The following is a 20840-nucleotide window of genomic DNA, read 5'->3' as shown; positions in this document are numbered from 1 at the left end:
GTTATTCATGATTAATAAAGAAGATATTCTTGCAGCAGCGCAAAGCGGCAATTCAACTGCCGATAGCGTACACCGTTCTCTTCAGGAAAATTTTACGCAGTCATGCGCATCAATGAGTTTATCCGGTATGGATTCTTCCGCTGCGGTTGCTATGCAGAGTAATGGCGCATGTAAATCCATGATGGAACAAATGGGCAGCACCTTTGTTGGGTTACAACAGCAGTTACAGGCGCATAAACAGGCATTGATGAAAGATGCGCCTGAAATGTTTAACGTAACGAAGAATGATTTGCGCGATACGGTGGCTAAAGGTGTGCCTGCTGAAGAGGCACAGTACAACTCTAAGCGCGAGTTTTAATGTGAATAAGCGGATGAAAATCCGCTTTATTTATTAGGTTGCGTTAATTTATCAGCCAGTCACGCGGCATTAAGCTCACGCACATAATCCAGAAAGGCCTGCAGCGGCGCCGGGATTAAACGGCGATCGTTGTAATACAGCCACAGGCCGGTGAAGCTTTGCCACCATTCGGGCAGAATCGGTTGCAGACTACCGCTGTCAAGCGCCGGTTTCAGCCAATCCTCGAACAGATACGCCACGCCGGAACCGGCAATTGCGGCCTGAACCGTGAGATCCATGGCCGCGCCGATACTGCAAATCAGCGGGCCTTTTGGCTGCAGGCGCACGGTTTCCTCACCGCGCCTAAATTCCCATTCGGCTACCACGCCGGTCGCATAGCGTCCGTATAAACACCGATGCTGCATGAGATCCCGCGGATGCTGCGGCGTGCCGAACTGGGCCAGATAAGCGGGGGCCGCCGCTAACGCAAAGCGCTGGGTGCGAGGGCCAATCGGCAGCGCCACCATATCCTGTTCCAGATGATCGTCATAACGCACGCCAGCATCACAGCTGTCGCGGAACACATCCTGAACATTGCTCTCCGCCACCACTTCCAGCTGGATATCCGGGTAGCGCTGGAGAAAGCCCGGCACAATCGCGGGTAGCACAATGCGCGCGGCGCTGACCGGGACATTCAAACGCAACGTGCCGCCCGGAGTATCACGGAAGGTATTTAGCGCATCCAGTGCCGCATCCACTTCGTTCATCGCAGGCAGTAAGCGCGACATCAGCGCCCTGCCAGCTTCAGTTAACGCCACGGTGCGCGTGGTGCGATTAAACAAGCGCACGCCAAGCTGCTCTTCTGCCCGCCGTACTGCATCACTCAGGCGCGACGGATTACTCCCCGTCATGCGCGCCGCCTCGCGAAAGCCCCCGGCTTTTGCCACCGCGACTACCGCGTGCAGCAGTGCGATATCTACTGCCATTGTTCGCCACCTCGTACACTGTGTCCCGATTTGCACGGATAGTTGCACAGCGTTGGTGCGATTACAATCACTCTACACACTGACAAAGGAGCTTCCCATGTCTCATCCAGCATTAACTTATACCCTTGGCGATCGCCAGGTAGCGCGCCTTGGTTACGGCGCCATGCAGTTGGCAGGACCGGGCGTCTTTGGCCCGCCCAAAGACGAAGCGCGGGCTTTGCAGGTACTGCGTGAGGCTATCAGCGCGGGTGTTAACCATATTGATACCAGTGATTTTTATGGCCCGCATATTACCAACCAGCTGATTAAAAAAGCGTTGCATCCCTACGCGGACGATCTGGTTATCGTCACCAAAGTGGGCGCGCGTCGTGATGAGAAAGGCGGCTGGCTGCCGGCGTTCACCCCGGAGGCGCTGACACAGGCGGTTGAAGATAACCTGCGTCATCTTGGACTCGATGTGATTGAAGTGGTGAATCTGCGTTCGATGTTGGACGTGCATGGTCCAAAAGAAGGTTCACTGGAGCCGCAGGTTGAGGCGATGATCAAACTGAAAGAGCGCGGCCTGATTCGTCATATCGGCTTAAGCAATGTCACCGCCAAACAGGTGGCCGATGCACAAGCAATGACGCCGATTGCCTGCGTGCAGAACCTCTACAATCTGGCCAATCGTCAGGACGAGGCGCTACTCGATCAGCTGGCGGCGCAGGGCATTCCGTACGTGCCTTTCTTCCCACTGGGTGGCTTTTCTCCGCTGCAGTCCGATCGGCTAACCGACGTAGCGAACGAGCTGAACGCCACGCCGTTACAGGTGGCGCTGGCCTGGCTGCTGCAGCGTTCACCGAACATTCTGCTGATTCCAGGTACCTCATCGCCAGCGCACCTGAAGCAGAACCTGGCGAGTGCTGACGTGAAACTCACGCCTGAAATCGTCAGTCGTTTGGACAGCATCGCCTAACCATCGCTTTGCACACCGGGTCGTCATGAATGACGCCCCTACGAAGGTAATATGCGCTGTAGGGTCGTCATTCATGACGACCACTCCATCAAATAATTCCCATCTCCGCCAGGCACCCTTTCAACGTACCAAATGCATCCTGGCACTGCCGCTCATCGACACAGGCAAAACCCAGCAGTAGGCCGCGTCGCTCCTGCGGATGCATGTAATATTGCGACAGCGGACGTACCTTTACGCCGCGCCGCAGTGCCAGCGCGGCGACGGCGACATCGTCGCATCCCATCGGTAAGTTCATCACCAGATGTAAACCTGCTTCGTGATTCACCAGCGGTAAAAAGGCCGCGCCGAGATAGCGTTCAATCAGGCTGACCATAAAGCGTCGGCGCTGGCTGTAAAGCTTACGCATACGGCGGATGTGCGCCATGTAATGGCCTTTCTGAATAAATTCTGCCAGCGCGCGCTGTACCAGCAGATGACCGCCACGATAGAGCTCTGCCGCCGCTACCCGCAGCGGCTGCGCTAACGCTTTCGGCACCACCAGATAGCCGAGCCGCAGCGCGGGATAGAGCGTTTTGCTAAAGGTGCCCATATAAATCACGGGTGCATCTGGCTCGAACCCCTGCAGCGACGGAAACGGCTGGCCCGAAAAACGGAACTCACTGTCGTAATCATCCTCCACCAGCCAGGTCTTATGCTTGCGCGCCAGGTCCAGCAGCTGCTTACGGCGCTCAAGGCTCAGGTGCACGCCAAGCGGGTATTGATGTGACGGTGTCACAAAAATCATTTTTGGGGCACGGCTACGCGCCGGTAAATCGGGGATTAGTCCCTGCTCATCCACGGCAACGGCATGTATTTTCAGCCCATTGATGCGCAGCAAATTGCGCGTGCCCCAGTAACCTGGCTCTTCGATCCAAACCTGATCGCCAGGATCGCACAGTACGCGGGAGACCAAATCCACCGCCTGATGAATACCTTCGGTAATGATGATTTGATCGGCATTGGCATGCACCGATCGCGCAACGCTGAGGTATTCCGCCAATGCTTCACGCAGATGCATGCAGCCGCCCTGGCTGCTGTAAATGAGCCGTTCGACATCCGGCTCGCGGTTTAACCGCGCCTGGATCTGGCTGAATAATTTATGCGGGAACTGCGTAACATCCGGCGCTCCGGGCACGAACGCGCCCCACTGATAAGGTGAGGCATTGGCGTGACCCAGCAGCGAAGCCCCGCGTTTTGAGAGCGCCGCCGGTTTTGCCGTCATTGAGTCGATTACGGCAGCGTTGCGCGGCGTATGCAGCGATCCTTCCGGCAAGTTTTCCGCAATCCAGGTGCCGCTGCCCGTGCGCGCCGTGACATAACCTTGCGCCATCAGATTTTCATAGACGTTAAGCACGGTATTACGCGACACCGACAGTTCGCGCGCTAAATCACGCGTGGCGGGCAAACGCGTAGCCCGCGGGAAAATGCCCTCGGCGATAGCCAGTTGCATACAGCTCAGCAAACGCTGCTGCAGCGTCCCCTCCTGCATAAACTGCATGCGCTCCAATACATGATCTGCGTACAAACTCCGCAATTGGCTCCCTCCTTTTCTGTAAAAGTGGCTCTGGCATGATACCTCAGCGCAGGGATAAATAAGCGTGTTTGTTGATAATTTGTAAAGACGCATATCGCTAAGGAAATGTTATGGAAGGTAAAAACAGCCGGTTGCAGCAACGCAAAGATGATGCCCTGCCACGCGGCACCGGCAATCTTTGTCAGTGGTATGTCGAGCACGCAGAAAACGCCACGCTGCGCGACGGTGAGGGCAATAGCTGGATCGATTTCGCCGGCGGCATTGCGGTATTGAATACCGGTCATCGCCATCCCCGCATCGTGCAGGCGATTGCCGATCAGTTAGAGAAATTTACCCATACCGCGTTTCAGGTCACGCCCTATGAGAGTTATGTCGCGTTGGCCGAACGCCTAAACCGCGTGGTGCCAATTGCTGGCAAAGCGAAAACCGCCTTTTTCTCGACTGGCGCAGAAGCGGTCGAAAACGCGGTGAAAGTGGCGCGAGCGGCCACGCGTCGTCACGGCATCATCACCTTTGGTAACGCCTTCCATGGCCGCACCTTTATGACCATGGCAATGACCGGCAAAGTGGCGCCATACAAACGCGACTTTGGCCCAATGCCGGCTTCGGTATGGCACGCACGCTATCCCAACAGCGTAACCGGCATCAGCGTGGAGGATGCGTTAGCTAGCCTGCAGGACATTTTTACTCAGGACATCGCGCCGCAGGATGTTGCCGCCATCGTGCTGGAGCCCATTCAGGGTGAAGGCGGATTCCACGTCGCGCCGCCGGCGTTCTTCAACCGCTTGCGCACATTGGCGGATGAACACGGCATCCTGCTGATTGCGGATGAAGTGCAAAGCGGCTTTGCTCGCACTGGCAAGCTGTTTGCCATGGATCACTACGCCGTAAAACCGGATCTCATCACCATGGCGAAAAGCCTCGCGGGCGGGATGCCGCTTTCGGCAGTCAGCGGCCGTGCCGAGATTATGGATGCGCCGGGACCGGGTGGCTTAGGCGGCACCTACGCCGGTAATCCGCTGGCGATTGCTGCAGCCCACGCGGTACTTGACGTGATAGCCGACGAGAAACTGTGCGAACGTTCAGAACAACTCGGCGCTCAGTTGATTAATTTCTTGCACGGCGCGCGCAGCAGCTGTTCTTCCATCATTGATATCCGTGGCCTGGGCTCTATGGTGGCAGTGGAATTTGCCTCGGCACAAACGGCACAGACCCTTCAGCAACAGGCGATGGCACAAGGCCTGCTGCTGCTGACATGTGGTCCACAGGGTAATGTCATTCGTTTCCTCTATCCGCTCACCATCCCTGATGCGCAGTTCAGCCAGGCGCTGGACATCCTCGGCAGCGTGCTGAGTCAACATTACGATTCTTAGGCTTTCGCCGCTCTTCCCAGCTCGCACTGCGGGCTGGGCTTCTCACCTGTTGTAACCCGGCAGTGCTGCGTGCTGCCTGAGAGACGCTTTGGAGAAATATAGATGAGTTCACAGAATGCCGATGTACTGGCTCAAGGCCTGAAACCGCGTCACGTCCGCATGTTGTCAATTGGTGGCGTCATCGGTGCCGGACTGTTTGTCGGTTCAGGTCATGCCATTGCCGAAGCCGGTCCTGCGGTGCTGCTGGCCTATATAGCGGCGGGCGCGCTGGTGGTGCTGATTATGCGTATGCTGGCGGAAATGGCCGTGGCGTCCCCTGATTCGGGCTCCTTCTCAACCTATGCCGACAAGTCACTCGGTCGCTGGGCCGGGTTCACTATCGGCTGGCTTTACTGGTGGTTTTGGGTGCTGGTGATTCCGCTGGAGGCCAACGCGGCGGGCACCATTCTGCATTCGTGGTTTCCACAGGTTGCAGTATGGGAATACACGCTGGCGATCACCTCGTTCCTGACCATCAGCAACCTGTTTAGCGTGAAAAACTATGGCGAATTCGAATTCTGGTTTGCTCTGCTGAAAGTGGTGGCGATTGTCGCGTTCTTGTGCGCAGGAAGCCTGGCGGTATTTGGTTTGATGCCGGGTAGCAGCACGCAAGGCATCTCACATCTGTACGATACGCAAGGCTTTATGCCCAACGGTATTAGCGCGGTACTGGCAGCCATTCTCACTACCATGTTCTCGTTTATGGGAACAGAAATCGTCACTATTGCCGCTGCGGAATCACGCGAACCGAAGAAGCAGATCACCCAAGCCACCAATTCAGTGATCTGGCGTATCGCGTTGTTCTATTTAATGTCGATTTTTATTGTTGTCGCGCTGGTGCCGTGGAATACGCCGTCACTCATGAAAGCCGGCTCTTACCAGACGGCAATGCAGATGATGAACGTGCCGTACGCCAAACAGATCGTGGATGTGGTGGTCTTAATCGCGGTGTGTAGCTGTCTTAACTCGGCGCTGTATACCGCATCGCGCATGATCTACTCGCTGTCACGCCGTCAGGATGCACCGGCCATGGTGTCACGCACCACCCGCAGCGGTACGCCATGGGTTGCCGTGCTGTTCTCTACGGCAGCCGCCTTCCTCGCCGTCATCGCCAATTATCTGGCACCAAGCGCGGTGTTTGAATTTTTGCTGGCCAGCTCGGGGGCCATTGCGCTGCTGGTGTATCTGGTGATCGCCGCTTCACATCTGGTACTGCGTAAAAAGCGCGAAGCGCGCGGCGAAACGCTCAGCTATCGCATGTGGCTGTTCCCAGGTTTGACGTGGGCGACCATGGTGTTCATCGTCGGCGTGTTGGTTGCCATGCTGTTTAATCAACAGCATCGCCCAGAGATAATCGCCACTGGCCTGTTAACGCTGGCAGTGGTCGCCGCCAGCCGCATAGTGCAACGCAAACGTGTGGCGCGTAAAAGCGAAAAAATGGTCGCATTACGTTCCTAACGGGTTGATTCCGGGCAAGGATGCCGCGGAACTTAATCGTACTGCACGTCGATACTGATCGCCTCTTCCGGCACGTTAAGGTTTACCACGCACTTTCTCCATACCGGCAAACCATTGGTCATCTTGTTATCGACGAAGTACTGCTGAAATTCCTTCAGCGCCTCGGAGAGATCGCCAATCGCGCGCGCATCCGGTTCAAACCAATCCGGCTCACCGTTTTCATCGAGGTAATCGAACTGGAATTGCCCGCCATCATCGTCCGCAAAGAATTCGGCCTGGACGATCAATTCCCGCGCACCTTCGGGGCCACAGCTAAAGATGATCTGGCCGATACGGCGATAAAGGTCTTCGTATTGCATAGGTTTTGGGTTCCTCAATAAGTATGCTTGGCGGTCGCAATCAATGACGATGCTATGTAAATGCAGCGTTCGAATGTAGGGTCGCCATTCATGGTGACCAGTATTTGTGATGGTGCGATTATATTGACTTTAGTTCGCATGATAAGAGAATGAGGCTCTTCGAACAGAAAGTTGTAAGAAAGGGAGTTTATCATAGCCTGTTCACATCGTTTTCTTCGCGTCAGGAAATCCACCGCGCTAGCGGCCATTACCGTTGCCCTGCTCCTCGCCAGCTGCTCATCGCCGCCGCCGAAATCACTGGTCACCCCTTTGCCGTCGGTGCCCAAACCCCCGATGCCGAGCCAACCATTGCAGCATAACGAGCCGGTGCGCGGCGTGTGGCTGACGACGGTTTCACGCCTCGACTGGCCGCCGATGAATTCAGTTAATGCCAGTCCAGCCATCCGCATCAGCCAGCAGCAGCAAGCGCTAACCAGCAAACTGGATAAGCTGAAAAGCCTCGGCATCAATACCGTTTTCTTTCAGGTGAAACCGGATGGTACCGCGCTGTGGCGATCGCGCATTCTACCGTGGTCAGATATGCTGACCGGCAAAATTGGCGAAGATCCCGGCTACGATCCGCTGAAATTCATGCTGGATGAGGCGCATAAACGAGGCATGAAGGTGCACGCGTGGTTCAATCCCTATCGCGTCTCGACCAACGTCAAACCCTCTACTGTTAACGCACTGAATAATACCTTAGCGCTGCAGCCCGCCAGCGTATTTGTGCTGCATCGTGATTGGATCCGCACCGCCAGCGACCGCTTTGTGCTCGATCCCGGCATTCCTGAAGCCCGCGACTGGATCACCAGCATCGTTGCGGAAGTGGTATCGCACTACGCTATCGATGGCGTGCAGTTCGATGACTATTTCTATACCGAAACGCCGGGTTCCACCCTCAACGATAACGCCACCTTCCGTCAATATGGTCAGGGGTTTGCCTCAAAGGCCGACTGGCGCCGCAATAATACGTTACTGCTGATTGAGCAGGTATCGCGCACCATTAAGCAGCTCAAGCCGAATGTTGAATTTGGCGTCAGCCCGGCGGGCGTGTGGCGCAATGTGTCACATGATGCCGCCGGTTCCGACACGCGTGGTGCTGCAGCGTATGACGAAGCCTATGCCGACACGCGCCGCTGGGTACAAATGGGCCTGCTTGATTACATTGCACCGCAGCTTTACTGGCCGTTTGCGCGCCAGGCTGCCCGCTATGACGTATTGGCACACTGGTGGGCGGACGTGGTGAAACCGACGCACACGCGCCTATATATTGGCGTGGCGCTGTATAAAATCGGCGAGGCCTCGAAAAGCGAGCCAGACTGGACGGTAAATGGCGGTGTGCCTGAGCTGAAAAAACAGCTCGATCTCAATGAGTCGGTGCCGCAAATTAACGGTACGATTTTGTTCCGCGAGAATTACCTTAATCAACCGCAAACCCAGGATGCGGTGAATTATTTGCGCACCCGCTGGGGCCGGTCGCCATAAATGGCTCCCCTACACGTGGGGTGCGCATTGATGCGCACCTGGCCACAAACCGCGCGATATGCGGGTTAAGCCAGCAACTCCTCACTCTGCATCAACGCAAAAAATGACTCCAGTTCGCGCAGCATCATCGAAGCGGCAATCGAAAGTTGCCGCTGTGGCGCCACGCACAGCGACAGCGTAAATGGCTTCAGCACGCTATCAATCAGCGGAATAAACTTCAGTTCACCGCGTCGATATTCATCCACGATATCCAGCCAGCACATCAGGCTAATTCCCACGTCATCGCGTACCAGCGAACGCAGCATATGAATGTTGTTGGTGCGCGCCACTTCCTGAATTTTAATCCCTGAACTGTTTATCAGCGCCTCCAGCGGATCGGCTAGCATCAGCGGGGCTGCAGGTACGATAAACGGCCAGGATTCGCAGTGGCTAAAGCGGATCGACTCCCGGTTCGCCAGCGGATGCTGGCTACTCACCACAATCCCCAGGCGTAAATCCGCAAAGGATTTCACCAGCAGTTCGCGCGAGCTTTGTGGATTGAGCATGATGCCGAAATCCGCATCGCCAGAGGTTAACGCATTGGCGATATGGATATTGCTCATGGTGGTCAACGTAAACGAGATGCCGGGATATTCTCCTCGGATCCGTTGCAAGATCGAGGAAAAGAAGCCGCGGTTGATGGCGTCAATCGTGGCGATATGCACATGCCCATGACGTAGTCCGCGCAGATCGTCCAGCTGAGTGCAGACGCGGCCAAACTCACGCTGCCAGTTTTTCGCGGCATTCAGCAAAATTTCGCCCGCTGCGGTCATACGTAATCCTGATGGATGACGTTCAAACAGCGGCATATCCAGCTGTTCTTCCACGCGGAGTATCTGTCGATCAATTGACGAAGCGGAGACGTGCAATACCTCAGAAGCCTTGCGCAGTGAACCCTGGCGGGCTACTTCCGTGAAATAGAGCAGAAATCGGGAGAAGGCGAACATAGCGGGTGCTCTCTTTTTTGCAACGCATCATGCGAATTAAACAGATGGACGCTTACACATGGCAAAATAATAATCGCTGCCATGATAAAAACAAGGGTTTGCGCGGCTTTGCGGCTGATGACATCCCTGTTCAGGCAGACAAACTATGAAGCAGACAGATTCCCTAGCTGTCACCGTCATCGCAAAGCAGTCCAACGGTGCAGGCAATGTATTACTCACATTGGCGAGTGAAGACGGCCAGCCGCTGCCGCCTTTCGCGCCCGGCGCGCATATTGATGTGGAGATTCCCGGCTGCGGTAAACGCCAGTATTCGCTCTGCTCCACGGCAGCCAATCATTACCAAATCTGCGTGCGATTAGATGCGCGCTCAACCGGTGGATCGCACTGGCTGCATCAGCAGCTGGCAGCGGGCGATGGCTTGCAGATCTCTTCTCCGCGCAACCATTTCCCGCTGCCGCAGGCGCCGCGCACGCTGCTGTTTGCGGCCGGTATCGGTTTAACGCCGCTGCTGGTTATGGCCGAAGCATTAGCCGCACGCCAGGCGGATTTCACGTTGCATCTCTATCTGAAACGCGCCGATGAACTGGCCTTTTGTGAACGTCTGGCAACGTTGGGGCCGCACGCGGTCATTCACTACAGCAGCGAAAGCGACAGCCTGCGTCAGCGCATCCCGGACGATCTCAAACAGCCGCATAACAGCGCATTGATCTACTGCGGTCCCGCAGGTTTTATGGATCATCTACAGCAGCTGGCGCAGCAACAGGGCTGGAAACTCGACCAGCTACACAGCGAGCGCTTCAGGCCCAGCGACGCACCGCGGCTTGTTGCTGATAGCGCTTTTGAAATCGAAATTGCCTCTTCCGGTGCGCGCTTCGCCGTTAGCGCCGATCAAAGCATCGCCGAGGTGCTCGAGGACGCGGGCATTGCGATCGAACTCTCCTGCGAACAAGGCATGTGCGGCGCCTGCATCACCGGCGTATTAGCAGGCGAACCCGATCACCGCGATGATGTGCTGAGCCAGCACGAACGTGCTGCCAATAATTGCATCGTGCTGTGCTGTTCACGCGCCCATTCTCCTCTGCTGGTGCTGGATTTATGAGCCGCTTTTTAGGTGCAACAGGCGCACGTTTGCCGCGCTGGTTATTGCCAGAAAACTGGCCGTTAGTAAGCAACCAACCGCAGCTGGCGACCTTGCATTTCCACGCCTCAGGCCTGCAATTTGAACCGACCAACGCATCACAACCTGCGGGTTATCTGGCGCTCCACGGTGCGCTGGTGTTACCGGCCTTTGTCGAGCCGCATGCGCATCTGGATAAAACCTTCACCATCGAACGGAGCCCGGCGCAACAACCAGGGCTGCTGGCGGCGATTGCGGCGATGCATCAGGATCGCGTGCACTGGAACGCCGAAGATTTGCAGCAGCGCGCCACGCAGGCGCTGCACTGGGCGGCAGAAGCCGGCGTCGGTTTGCTGCGCACGCACATTGACTGGTTCTCGGTTGATGCACCATTAGCGTGGCAAGTGATGGGCGATCTGCACCATCCGCTGTGCAGCATCGAACGCGTAGCATTGGCTCCGTTGCCCTTCTTCACCGATGCCAGCGATGCGCAGCACATTGCCGCACAGGTGGCGACCAGCGGTCCAGGCGCGCTGTTGGGCGGCTTTATTCACAGCAGCAACTGGGATGCGCAGGCGTTTCAGCATCTGCTGGATGCTGCAGAGCGGTGGCAGCTGGATGTCGATCTGCATATTGATGAAGAACTTAACCCGCAAGCGCAGGGATTACGCTGGCTGGCGCACTATTTGCAGCAGCATCCGTTTAGCGGGCAGATCACCTGTAGCCACAGCTGTGCGCTGTCACAGCAGGATGACGCAGAGCAGATCCTTGCGGTGCTGGCACAACACAAGGTCAGGCTGATTGCGCTGCCGCTCACCAACCTGCTGTTACAGGACGCGGTGCCAGGCCGCACGCCACGTCAGCGCGGTTTGACGTTGGTGAAAGAGGCACAGGCGTTAGGCATTCCGCTGCTGCTCGGTGCCGACAACGTACAAGATGCGTTCTGCCCTTTCGGTAGTTATGACCCGCTCGATACGCTGTTTAGCGGCTTGCTCAGCCTGCAACTGGGCGCGGCGTTTGATGAAGCCTCGGCGCTGATTTGCCAGCGCCGCGCGCTACAGGGCAACGACTTGGTGATATTTCCTGATGCCGATGTGGCGAGCTGGCCGTTACGTCAACGCCAGCGCTATCGGCTAAAAAACGGTGTGCGTTATGGAGAAACAACAAATGGCGCTTGATGAAGGAGCGGGAAAACCGCTGGCGAAATATGCTGCGTGGCGACGCGCGGGCGACTTTATTTTCCTCTCCGGCATTATTCCGGTGAATCCGCAAACTGCCACTATCGTGCGCGGTTACGACGACATTCCACAAGCAGCGCAGCGCCTGCTGGGTCGTACGGGTGAATTCTCTACCGACATCAAAGAGGGGCCGATTCTGGCGCAGAGCTGGTACGTGCTGGAAAGCATTCGCGCCACCATCGAAAGCGCGGGCGGTCAGATGAGCGATGTCTTCAAGCTGGTGCAATATTTCCGCAATCTCGATCACTTCCCCCACTACAGCCGGGTACGGAAGCAATTTTTCCCCGATGCGCCGCCGGTTTCTACCGTGGTGCAGGTGAGTGAAATGCTGCCGAGTGCGGACGTTTTAATCGAAGTTGAAGCCACGGCGTGGTTGCCGCAATAACACGAGGAGTTCAAATGTTGCATGGTTATATTCCGGCAAACCGCTTTTTGCCGTATCTGAGCTGGACTGACATCGCCACGCTGGACGATAAAGCCAATACCGTTATCGTGTTGCCGACCGGCGCGATTGAGCAGCATGGTCCGCATCTGCCGTGCGCGGTGGATAGCGTGATCTCATCGGGGGTGGTCGGTCATGCATTGGCGCGTTTACCCGCTGACATTCCGGCTTACGCCATCCCGCCGATTACCTACGGCAAATCAGATGAGCATCTGCATTTTCCCGGTACGCTGACGCTGACCGGCGAAACCCTGCTGCACACCATTCTGGAGATTGGCGAATCGCTTTATCGCGCCGGTTTCCGCAAATTTCTGATGGTCAATGGTCACGGTGGCCAGCCGCAGCCGCTACAGATGGCGGCACGCGAGCTGCGCCTGCGCCACGGCGACATGATCATCATCATGCAAGACACTTTCAAAGTGCCGAACTGCGCTGAAAGCTTTATGGACGACAAAGAGCGGCAAATGGCGATGCACGCCGGTCACGCTGAAACCGCGCTGATGCTGGCGCTGGCACCGGATACCGTGCAGATGGATAAAGCGGTAGCCAACTATCCGCCGGCATTCCCCTGTCCGACGCTTTCAACCAACAAACCAATGGCGGCCTGGGCTTCCTATGATTTCGGCCCGAGCGGCGTGATTGGCGATCCCTTGCCCTCCACGCCTGAGCAGGGTGCGGCGATCCTCGAGTCGCTGGCGGAAAGCTGGGCGCAGGTCATTACCGAAGTGCATCAGATGACGTGGGTGACACGCGCCGAACCGGCGTGGGGCACCGGCCAGTGGCAAGGCAAAGTATTAGATCACAACGACGCAGCCGCCTTTTTACAACCGCGCTAGGGACTATTGATGAAAAAAACATTGAGCATTGTTGCCGCACTTGCGCTGGCCCTCTCGGCCCCGGGCATGGCGGCTGAAAAATTCACCTTTATGACCAACTGGTACGCGCAGGCCGAACACGGCGGCTTCTATCAGGCGCAGGCGCAGAATCTGTATCGTGATGCGGGTCTCGACGTCACCATCAAAATGGGCGGCCCGCAGGTGCACACCATGCAGTTGATGGCCGCAGGCCAGGCGGACTGCATCATCAGCGATAACATGCAGGCGCTGGAAATCTGGCAGCAAGGCGTGGAAGCGATGCCGGTGGCGACCACCTTCCAACACTCGGCGATTGCCTTTCTTACCCATCCGGATGTGAAAAACCAAGCCGATTTGCAGGGTAAAACCTTCCTGCTGGCCGCCGAAGCCTACACCTCGTACTGGCCCTGGGCGCAGAGCGCGCTGAAGCTGAAAAATGCTCGCGTACGGCCTTACACCTTCAGCATTCAGCCATTCCTTGCCGATAAAACGCTGGTGCAGCAAGGCTATATCACCTCGGAACCTTATGCGGTGCAGAAAGCTAACGCGCAGGCCAATGTGTATCCCATCAGCGATTGGGGTTATCCGCCGTACGGCAACAGCATCGTGTGCATGAAATCAACCATTGAGAAACGTCCGGCCGCGGTCGCGGCATTTGTCAAAGCATCAATGCAGGGCTGGAAAAACTATCTGCACGATCCCAGTGCCGGCAACGTGCTGATCAAAAAAGAGAACCCACAGATGAGCGATGAGCAGATTGCGTTCGGCATCGCGCAGATGAAGAAATACCAGATGCTGACCGGCGGCGATGCGCAAACCGGCGGCATCGGCATCATGACCGAAGCGCGTCTCAAACAAACCTGGCAACTGCTGGTCGATACCAAGCTGATCGATCCCGCCAAAGTGCCGTTTGACGGCAGCTACACGCTGAAATTCATCCAAGACGTTAAGGTACTGCCATGAATAGCGCCAGTCATCTAACGCTGCTCAACCAGGATGCGCAGGCGGTGCCGCGTTCGGCGGCGGCACCGGCGATTGAGGTGCTGTCGGCAGAGAAAATCTATCCCAACGGCACGCGCGCGCTGCTGCCGGTTGATCTCACCATTCGTCAGGGCGAATTTGTTTCGCTGCTGGGTCCGTCTGGCTGCGGCAAAAGCACCCTATTGAAGATGATCGCCGGGTTGATTGAACCGACGGATGGCAAGCTGATGCTGTTTCGCCGCGATCGACGTGAGAACCAGCGCGATCTACCACTGTCGTTCGTGTTTCAGGAAGCCACGCTGATGCCGTGGAGCAACGTGCACAAAAATGTGCGTCTGCCGCTCGATTTGGCCGGCGTACCGCGTGCTGAAGCAGATACCCGCGTACGCGAGATTCTCGAACTGGTCGGTCTCGGCCAGTTTGGTCACGTGCTGCCGCGCGAGCTTTCGGGCGGTATGCAGATGCGCGTATCCATTGCGCGGGGGCTGGTAACGCGGCCTAAAGTGTTGTTGATGGATGAGCCATTTGGCGCGCTGGACGAGATCACGCGCAACAAGCTGGATAGCGATCTGCTCGATTTGTGGCAGGAGCAGAAGCTGACGGTGGTATTTGTCACGCACTCGATTCAGGAAGCCGTTTTCCTGTCGCAGCGGGTGATCATGATGGCGGCGCGTCCCGGGCGCGTGGTGGATGATATCCGCATTGACGCCACCTCGCCGCGTGATGATGAATTCCGCGTCAGCCAGACCTTCACTCACTATGCCCAACTGCTGCAGCGCGGTCTGTTGGCAGCCAGCCAGGAGAGTCAATGATGAAACCGTTAGCGGCCCATCGTCAATTTCAGCAGTGGCTGTTCCCGGCCATCGTCGCCATCGCCATGCTGCTGCTGTGGCAGTTTCTGGTCACCACCTTTAAGGTGCCGGCATTTCTGGTGCCGTCACCGCTGGTGGTGGCGCAAAGCCTGGTGCAAAACTTTTCCACGCTGTTTATGTCGCTACTTTACACCCTGAAAATCACCGTGATCTCTTTTGCCCTGGCGATTGTGATCGGCTCGATTGTGGCGTTTTTGCTGGTGCAGAACCGCTTTATTGAAACCGCGCTGTTCCCTTACATCGTGTTTTTACAGGTGACGCCAATTGTCGCCATCGCCCCGCTGATCATCATTTGGGTGAAGGACACCACGCTGTCGCTGGTGGTGTGCGCCACGCTGATGGCGGTGTTCCCGATCATTTCCAACACCACCCAAGGTTTACGTAGCGTATCGCCAGGATTGCTGAGCTATTTCCGTCTCAATCACGCCTCGCGGATGCAGATTCTACTGCGTTTACGCATTCCTTCGGCGCTGCCGTACTTCTTCGGGGCGCTGCGCATCTCCAGCGGCTTGTCGCTGATTGGTGCGGTGGTAGCCGAGTTCGTTGCCGGCACCGGCGGCACCGATACCGGCCTGGCATACCAGATTCTCCAGGCCGGTTATCAGCTGAATATCCCGCTGATGTTTGCCGCGCTGTTGCTGATTTCACTGGCCGGCTTCCTGCTGTTCGCCCTGATGTCGTGGCTGACGCGCCGCGTGCTGGCGGCTTGGCATGAGAGTGAAATGAGCCCCAGTTAACATCGTAGGGTCGCCATTTATGGCGACCTTCTTACCAGGTCGCCATAAATGGCGACCCTACGGAAAACCTTTTTACACAGGAATAAAACATGTCTGATTCCGATCGCCAGTCTGCACTGGCGGCGCTGGTCGCGGCGTTGCCTGAACTTGACTGGATCAAAGAAGCGCCGAAGGTCAAGCGCCTGTCGCGTGATTTCCACTGGTTCAGCCCGGTGCTGAAACCCCAACTGGAAGAGAAATTTGCTGAACTGGCGGTGCGCCCACGTGATGAACGCGAACTCACGCATATCGTCGCAGCCTGCGCCAAAGGGCGTGTTCCGCTCAATCTGCGCGGCGGCGGCACCGGCAATTATGGTCAACTCATCCCGCTGAACGGTGGCGTCATGGTCGATATGACACGCCTCAACGCCGTTACCGCCATGGGGCACGGCACGGTGCGCGCGCAAGCGGGGATCCGTCTTGGCGAGCTTGAGGCACACACGCGTCCGCTCGGCTGGGAACTGCGCTGCATGCCTTCCACGTGGAAACTGGCCACGCTTGGCGGCCTGTTCGGCGGTGGCTTTGGCGGCGTGGGCTCGATCAATTACGGTCCGCTGGCCGCGCCAGGCAACGTGTTGTCAGTGCGGATGATGACCATGGAAGAGACGCCGCGCATTATTACGTTACAGGCGCCAGACGCGCTGCTGCTGCATCACGCCTACGGCAGTAACGGCATTGTGCTAGAGATCGAGTTGGCGCTGGCGCCCTGCCATGACTGGATAGAACGCCTCGATACCTTTGCCGATTTCCCAACAGCGATGGCATTTGCCGATGCGCTGGCACGCTCGCCGGGATTAGTAAAACGCCAGATTGCCGTATTTGCCGCTCCGGTGCTGGATTACTTCACCGATCTGGCCGCTGCTGATGTAGCGGGTAAGCATGGCGTGATTTCAGTGGTCGGCAGCGAAAGCGATGCACTGCTATCTTCGCAGGTAGCCCAACACGCTGGCCGCAATGCACTCCATTTCGCTGAAGGGGAAAACAGCGGCCATTCGCTGATCGAATATTGCTGGAACCACACCACGCTGCAGGCGCTGAAAATTGATAAAACGCTCACTTACCTGCAAACCGCCTATGAGGCGGAGAACTATCAGCAGCAAGCTGTAGCGCTGGAAGCGCAACTCTCCGATGAAGTGATGTCGCATATTGAATTCCTGCGCGACATGAACGGCAGTATCACCTGTAGCGGTTTGCCGCTGGTGCGCTATAGCGACGAAGATCGTCTTAACGCCATCATGGATATTTACCGCGCTAACGGCGTGAAAATAAACAATCCGCACGTTATTCATATTGAAGATGGCAAGCAAGGCACGGTGCGCGCTGATGTAGTGGCAATGAAACGGGCATGCGATCCGCATAATTTATTAAATCCCGGAAAATTACGCGGCTGGGAAGTCCGTGAAACTTTACCGGATGTCTCTATTCCGGGTGTGAATTAATCCTCTATTTTTCTCAATTAGGGATGTGCAAATGAAAACACTGAAAAGTGTCGGACTGGCTGCGCTGTTTTTCCCTCTGGCTCCGGCAGCGATGGCGGCCTCGCAGAGCAATATCAGTGATTGTCAGTACGACGCCAGCGGCGTAAAGAGTTTCACCGATATTTTCACCTGCGGTACGGTTAGTGGCAGTCTGCGTACGCTTTATTACTCCACGCACAATGCGTATTTTTCTAAAGGCTTTAATCAAGACACCACCAGCTACGGTGGTAGCCTGAAATATGAAACCGCCCCGGTATATGGTTTTCGCGCGGGCGTCAGTGCAATATTTTTACGCGGTATCGATCATCCCGATGAAGCACATACCATTAGTGATATTGGCACTAACCAAACCAATGTCGGCGAAGCCTATTTAAGCTGGCAACAGGATGACTTTAAAATTACCGCGGGCGATCAGCGTATCAATATTCCGTTCGTGGGCGACTACGACTGGCGTATTATCCCTATTTTGTTTCGTGGTGTCGATGCCAATTACGGTGACAGCACCAATTATCTACATGCCACCAAAGTCTGGCGCTATAAGCCGTGGGGTGACGATCAGTTCCTGAACACCACCGCTTATACGGATATTGATGAACGCACCAATGGTATGTGGGCCATTGGCGGTGGACGAGGATCGCAGTGGGACGATAAAAAACTAACCGGTCAGTTATGGTATGAAGAGTACGCCGACTATTCACGCCTGGTGTATGGCGAAAGCCACATCCAGTGGCAGCAGACGTTATTCCAGCCGGATGTCGGACTACAATTCATGCGCGGCACCAGCGACGGCAAAGCGTTAGCAGGTGAAGTGAACAGCACGTCCTACGGTGCTCAGCTGGCGCTCGCTTTCACGCCTGCGCTGAGCTGGAAGTTGGGTTACGATCACATTGCTGCCAGCGCTAACAGTTGGGGCAACGGATCGCTGGTGGTGCCGTATGCGCACAATAGCGCTTCGGGTCCATACTTCGCACAACCGTTCTTCACCAGTACTCAGGATTTGGGGAGCGGAAATGCCTATTCCACCAATCTCAATTATGTACTGAATGAAAACCTGTCGCTTGGTACGCAGTATTCGTTTATGGATCTCAAACCGTCAGCCTCTACAGACAGTATTAATCAGTCTGAATATCTGGTTTATTTTACCTGGGCCTTCAGCGGCGTGCTCAAAGGATTGAGTCTTACCGATTTTGCCGGTGTACAAACCTCGCCGCTGTATGATGCGAAATTCTGGCAGAACCGTTTAAGTTTGCAGTACGATTTCTAACGAATAATCACGCCAGCAACGTGATGTTGCTGGCTTTATTTGTTAATAAGGATCGGTGGCGCTCAGCAACTCTATACTGCGTTCAGTACCATTCACTCGGACCTTGAGAAAACGACGCGTGCGCCATTTGCCGTCCGCATCTTGTACGGCTTTTTCGAAGGTTGGGCCATGCAGCAGAAGTTCTTTATTATCGTTGTAACCAAAACCCACATTTTTATTTCCAATCCAGTGCTGCTCAAATGCCACCACCTTCTCGGCATCCAGGGTTTTACTCTCTTCCGCACTGCAGGCGGTATAACTTTTGCGAAAGATAAAGCACAAGCCAGCCTGATAACGATCTTTACCGTTAGTCTCCACCAGCGCAATTGAGAAACCGGTATAAGCCGCAATTTTAACGTACAGCTTAGTCCGCGTTCCCGGCCCGGAAATATGCACTTTCACCACCGGACTGGATCCTTCGCTGTGCCAACTGCCAATGGAATCGGCATTATCACGCGCCTGCAAATAAATATTGGCGGAGCCTTCTGGGGTTCGGTTACTAAAATCGGTTTGCGTTTCACTTTGCGAAAGATATTGCGCCGTACCGACAATGCGCACGTGGATCTGCGTTGATGAACCGGAGAAGTTGAATTCACCGACATAGAACCATTGATCGGCATCTTTACGGTTATCCATGTGGTGCTGTGAGGTAATCACATCGTAATTAAGCGATCCCTGAATCACCGCGCCCCAGTCGGAAATTTCCAGCACGCCGCGATCGCCCTCTGAAATTAACGTCCAGGGTTCAATTCCCTCGGTGCTGTAATCAAAACCAGCACTTTGATTATGAATACTTTTTTGAATGATTGTGGCGCGACAATAGCCCAGCTTCAGTGGATACTGCGTAGATTCAATCGCCAGACCTTCTATCACCCATTGCCCATTGGTGAGATCCCCCGCGTATTCTGCGTGCTCAATCCAGCCGTTACGAATAAAGGATTGCGTACAGCGCGGCAGATCCAGCGTGGGTTTAATTGTGCTGCCCTGCAAATTGAAATTTGATAGCTCAATGGCCGTTGAGTGATCCCATGCGCCCCGCTCTTGATCGGACCAGCGTGCGTAGACAATGCTGTCCTGACAGCCGCGTGAATAGAACTGATCGATTTTACAATCTAACGTGTCGATTAAATCCAGGGCGCGTCCACCAAGATAGCGAAACTCCATGCTGCTCACGCGCAGAAATTGGCCGCCAGTAATGATATTGGCAAAGAACCCCACTTTATTGAATGCGGACCCGCCATCTTCACCGCTGTTCGAACTCATCCCTTTGACGACGAATCCAGAGATTTCAACGTAACGCGCCTTAACTTTAAAGAAATGCAGTCCGCGCGGTTGAGTATTCCAGTTAAACAACAGTGTCGTCGTCGGGAAATAGCCAAAATTAACCGACGCGCCAGTGACCTTGAAGCGATTAATTTCAGTGTCTGAGATATCAAACGTCGACATGCTAAATACGCCAGCCGTAAAGCGAATACCCGCCGAAGGCAGCACGCGCTGTGACCAGGCGAACATCCGCTTTACCGCATCAATACAGTCGGTTTTGCCATCGGCTACGGCGCCAAAATCCAGCACGGTTACCGCGTTATAATCAAAAAGTACCCGTTTCCAGCGCTTATTGCCTGGCGTGACGAAAATCAAACCTCCATCGTCAATACTTTTGGTGTCGGTAGCATCGTAAATAAATACACCGCCGCCATTTTTGGTGCCGCGGGTATATTCAAGCACTGACGCAATTTCGCCAGGCGCTGAAGGTTCGGTGGCTTTTAATTCTGCAATGTCGCGTAGCTGTATAACGCTTGCGGCACCGGTGAGGGCATTTTGTGGATTGATATTGGTATTGCTGGACGTATTCGCCATGGTCTACCCCTGAAATAATAAGAGAAGTGACTGCACCATGGAGTATAAGTAATTGAAATTTAATATGTTACTGAGTTCCATGCTAATTAAAGTCTTTTAAAATATGCCCATTAATCTCTTGAGAGCAACGCTATGATTTTTGATAAAAAGCGCAGCGGCTCACTCGCTGCTTTACAGATTAATCGCAGGCGCCATGTTGTTATCATCGGTACGATAAACGCGGGCGAACATCACATTTAAAGCGTCATACCTTAATGACATGACTGTTTATTTCAGCAATCAATTAAAAAGCCTGTTGAACCGATGCAGGGTGGCCAGCGCTCCTCGCTGCT

Annotated in this window: 19 protein-coding genes; 14 read left to right on the top strand and 5 right to left on the bottom strand. The window is 55.3% G+C overall.

All coding sequences use genetic code 11. The features are described from left to right. The first annotated feature begins 7 nt into the window (after positions 1–7). Positions 8–358 carry a DUF6277 family protein gene (locus AC07WB_RS20905; protein ID WP_494941227.1) on the top strand — a complete coding sequence of 117 codons (351 nt, stop codon included), beginning with the start codon at positions 8–10 and terminating at the stop codon, positions 356–358. Between the two features lie 59 nt (positions 359–417). On the opposite strand, the gene AC07WB_RS20900 is transcribed toward AC07WB_RS20905, so the two are convergent. Then, a complete protein-coding gene (locus AC07WB_RS20900) occupies positions 418–1323 on the bottom strand; it encodes a LysR substrate-binding domain-containing protein (RefSeq protein WP_494941226.1) in 906 nt (301 codons plus the stop codon). 97 nt (positions 1324–1420) lie between these two features. Here AC07WB_RS20900 and AC07WB_RS20895 point away from each other — a divergent pair, with 97 nt between their 5' ends. After that, on the top strand, positions 1421–2278 hold the full coding sequence (locus tag AC07WB_RS20895; protein WP_345829993.1) for an aldo/keto reductase family oxidoreductase: 858 nt from the start codon (positions 1421–1423) through the stop codon (positions 2276–2278). Between the two features lie 88 nt (positions 2279–2366). On the opposite strand, the gene pdxR is transcribed toward AC07WB_RS20895, so the two are convergent. Next, complete coding sequence (gene pdxR, locus AC07WB_RS20890) at positions 2367–3851, bottom strand: MocR-like pyridoxine biosynthesis transcription factor PdxR (protein ID WP_176519231.1); 1485 nt, start codon at positions 3849–3851, stop codon at positions 2367–2369. Positions 3852–3961: 110 nt separating this feature from the next. Between pdxR and gabT the strand changes: the two genes are divergently transcribed. Together gabT and gabP are read left to right on the top strand one after the other, a co-directional pair. Continuing rightward, positions 3962–5224, top strand: coding sequence for a 4-aminobutyrate--2-oxoglutarate transaminase (gene gabT, locus AC07WB_RS20885; protein WP_097097834.1), 1263 nt, complete (start codon positions 3962–3964; stop codon positions 5222–5224). 102 nt (positions 5225–5326) lie between these two features. Then, on the top strand, positions 5327–6721 hold the full coding sequence (gabP, locus tag AC07WB_RS20880) for a GABA permease (RefSeq protein WP_494941225.1): 1395 nt from the start codon (positions 5327–5329) through the stop codon (positions 6719–6721). A gap of 32 nt (positions 6722–6753) precedes the next feature. On the opposite strand, the gene AC07WB_RS20875 is transcribed toward gabP, so the two are convergent. Then, positions 6754–7080, bottom strand: a complete 327-nt coding sequence (locus AC07WB_RS20875) for a hypothetical protein (RefSeq protein ID WP_494941224.1) — start codon at positions 7078–7080, stop codon at positions 6754–6756. Positions 7081–7413: 333 nt separating this feature from the next. Between AC07WB_RS20875 and AC07WB_RS20870 the strand changes: the two genes are divergently transcribed. Then, on the top strand, positions 7414–8604 hold the full coding sequence (locus AC07WB_RS20870) for a glycoside hydrolase family 10-like protein (protein WP_370659822.1): 1191 nt from the start codon (positions 7414–7416) through the stop codon (positions 8602–8604). A gap of 65 nt (positions 8605–8669) precedes the next feature. On the opposite strand, the gene AC07WB_RS20865 is transcribed toward AC07WB_RS20870, so the two are convergent. Next, a complete protein-coding gene (locus tag AC07WB_RS20865) occupies positions 8670–9590 on the bottom strand; it encodes a LysR family transcriptional regulator (protein ID WP_097097830.1) in 921 nt (306 codons plus the stop codon). Between the two features lie 145 nt (positions 9591–9735). Here AC07WB_RS20865 and AC07WB_RS20860 point away from each other — a divergent pair, with 145 nt between their 5' ends. From AC07WB_RS20860 to AC07WB_RS20820, 9 genes are all read left to right on the top strand, one after another. Beyond that, positions 9736–10689 (top strand): PDR/VanB family oxidoreductase, encoded by a 954-nt coding sequence (locus AC07WB_RS20860; RefSeq protein WP_494941223.1) that lies wholly within the window; start codon positions 9736–9738, stop codon positions 10687–10689. Further along, complete coding sequence (locus AC07WB_RS20855) at positions 10686–11885, top strand: amidohydrolase family protein (protein WP_494941222.1); 1200 nt, start codon at positions 10686–10688, stop codon at positions 11883–11885. Before AC07WB_RS20860 ends, AC07WB_RS20855 begins: the two co-directional genes overlap by 4 nt. Next, on the top strand, positions 11875–12330 hold the full coding sequence (locus AC07WB_RS20850; RefSeq protein WP_097097827.1) for a RidA family protein: 456 nt from the start codon (positions 11875–11877) through the stop codon (positions 12328–12330). The genes AC07WB_RS20855 and AC07WB_RS20850 overlap by 11 nt, the downstream gene beginning before the upstream one ends. 14 nt (positions 12331–12344) lie before the next feature. Next, complete coding sequence (locus AC07WB_RS20845) at positions 12345–13223, top strand: creatininase family protein (RefSeq protein ID WP_345830004.1); 879 nt, start codon at positions 12345–12347, stop codon at positions 13221–13223. 9 nt (positions 13224–13232) lie between these two features. Next, entirely contained in the window at positions 13233–14204 is a 972-nt protein-coding gene (locus AC07WB_RS20840) for an ABC transporter substrate-binding protein (protein WP_400457836.1), read from the top strand. After that, on the top strand, positions 14201–15034 hold the full coding sequence (locus AC07WB_RS20835) for an ABC transporter ATP-binding protein (RefSeq protein ID WP_097097824.1): 834 nt from the start codon (positions 14201–14203) through the stop codon (positions 15032–15034). The genes AC07WB_RS20840 and AC07WB_RS20835 overlap by 4 nt, the downstream gene beginning before the upstream one ends. Next, complete coding sequence (locus AC07WB_RS20830; RefSeq protein ID WP_097097823.1) at positions 15031–15831, top strand: ABC transporter permease; 801 nt, start codon at positions 15031–15033, stop codon at positions 15829–15831. The genes AC07WB_RS20835 and AC07WB_RS20830 overlap by 4 nt, the downstream gene beginning before the upstream one ends. Before the next feature lie 89 nt (positions 15832–15920). After that, positions 15921–17309 (top strand): FAD-binding oxidoreductase, encoded by a 1389-nt coding sequence (locus AC07WB_RS20825; protein ID WP_097097822.1) that lies wholly within the window; start codon positions 15921–15923, stop codon positions 17307–17309. Positions 17310–17340: 31 nt separating this feature from the next. Then, positions 17341–18612, top strand: a complete 1272-nt coding sequence (locus tag AC07WB_RS20820; protein WP_494941221.1) for a TonB-dependent receptor — start codon at positions 17341–17343, stop codon at positions 18610–18612. 42 nt (positions 18613–18654) lie between these two features. Here AC07WB_RS20820 and AC07WB_RS20815 read toward each other — a convergent pair whose 3' ends face one another. Further along, positions 18655–20508 carry a putative phage tail protein gene (locus AC07WB_RS20815; RefSeq protein WP_494941220.1) on the bottom strand — a complete coding sequence of 618 codons (1854 nt, stop codon included), beginning with the start codon at positions 20506–20508 and terminating at the stop codon, positions 18655–18657. Positions 20509–20840: the final 332 nt, after the last annotated feature.

This window comes from Pantoea sp. GW821-FHT03E06 (assembly GCF_059420725.1).
The sequence above is the reverse complement of the archived record's forward strand: the minus strand, read 5'-3'. Positions and strand labels throughout refer to the sequence as shown.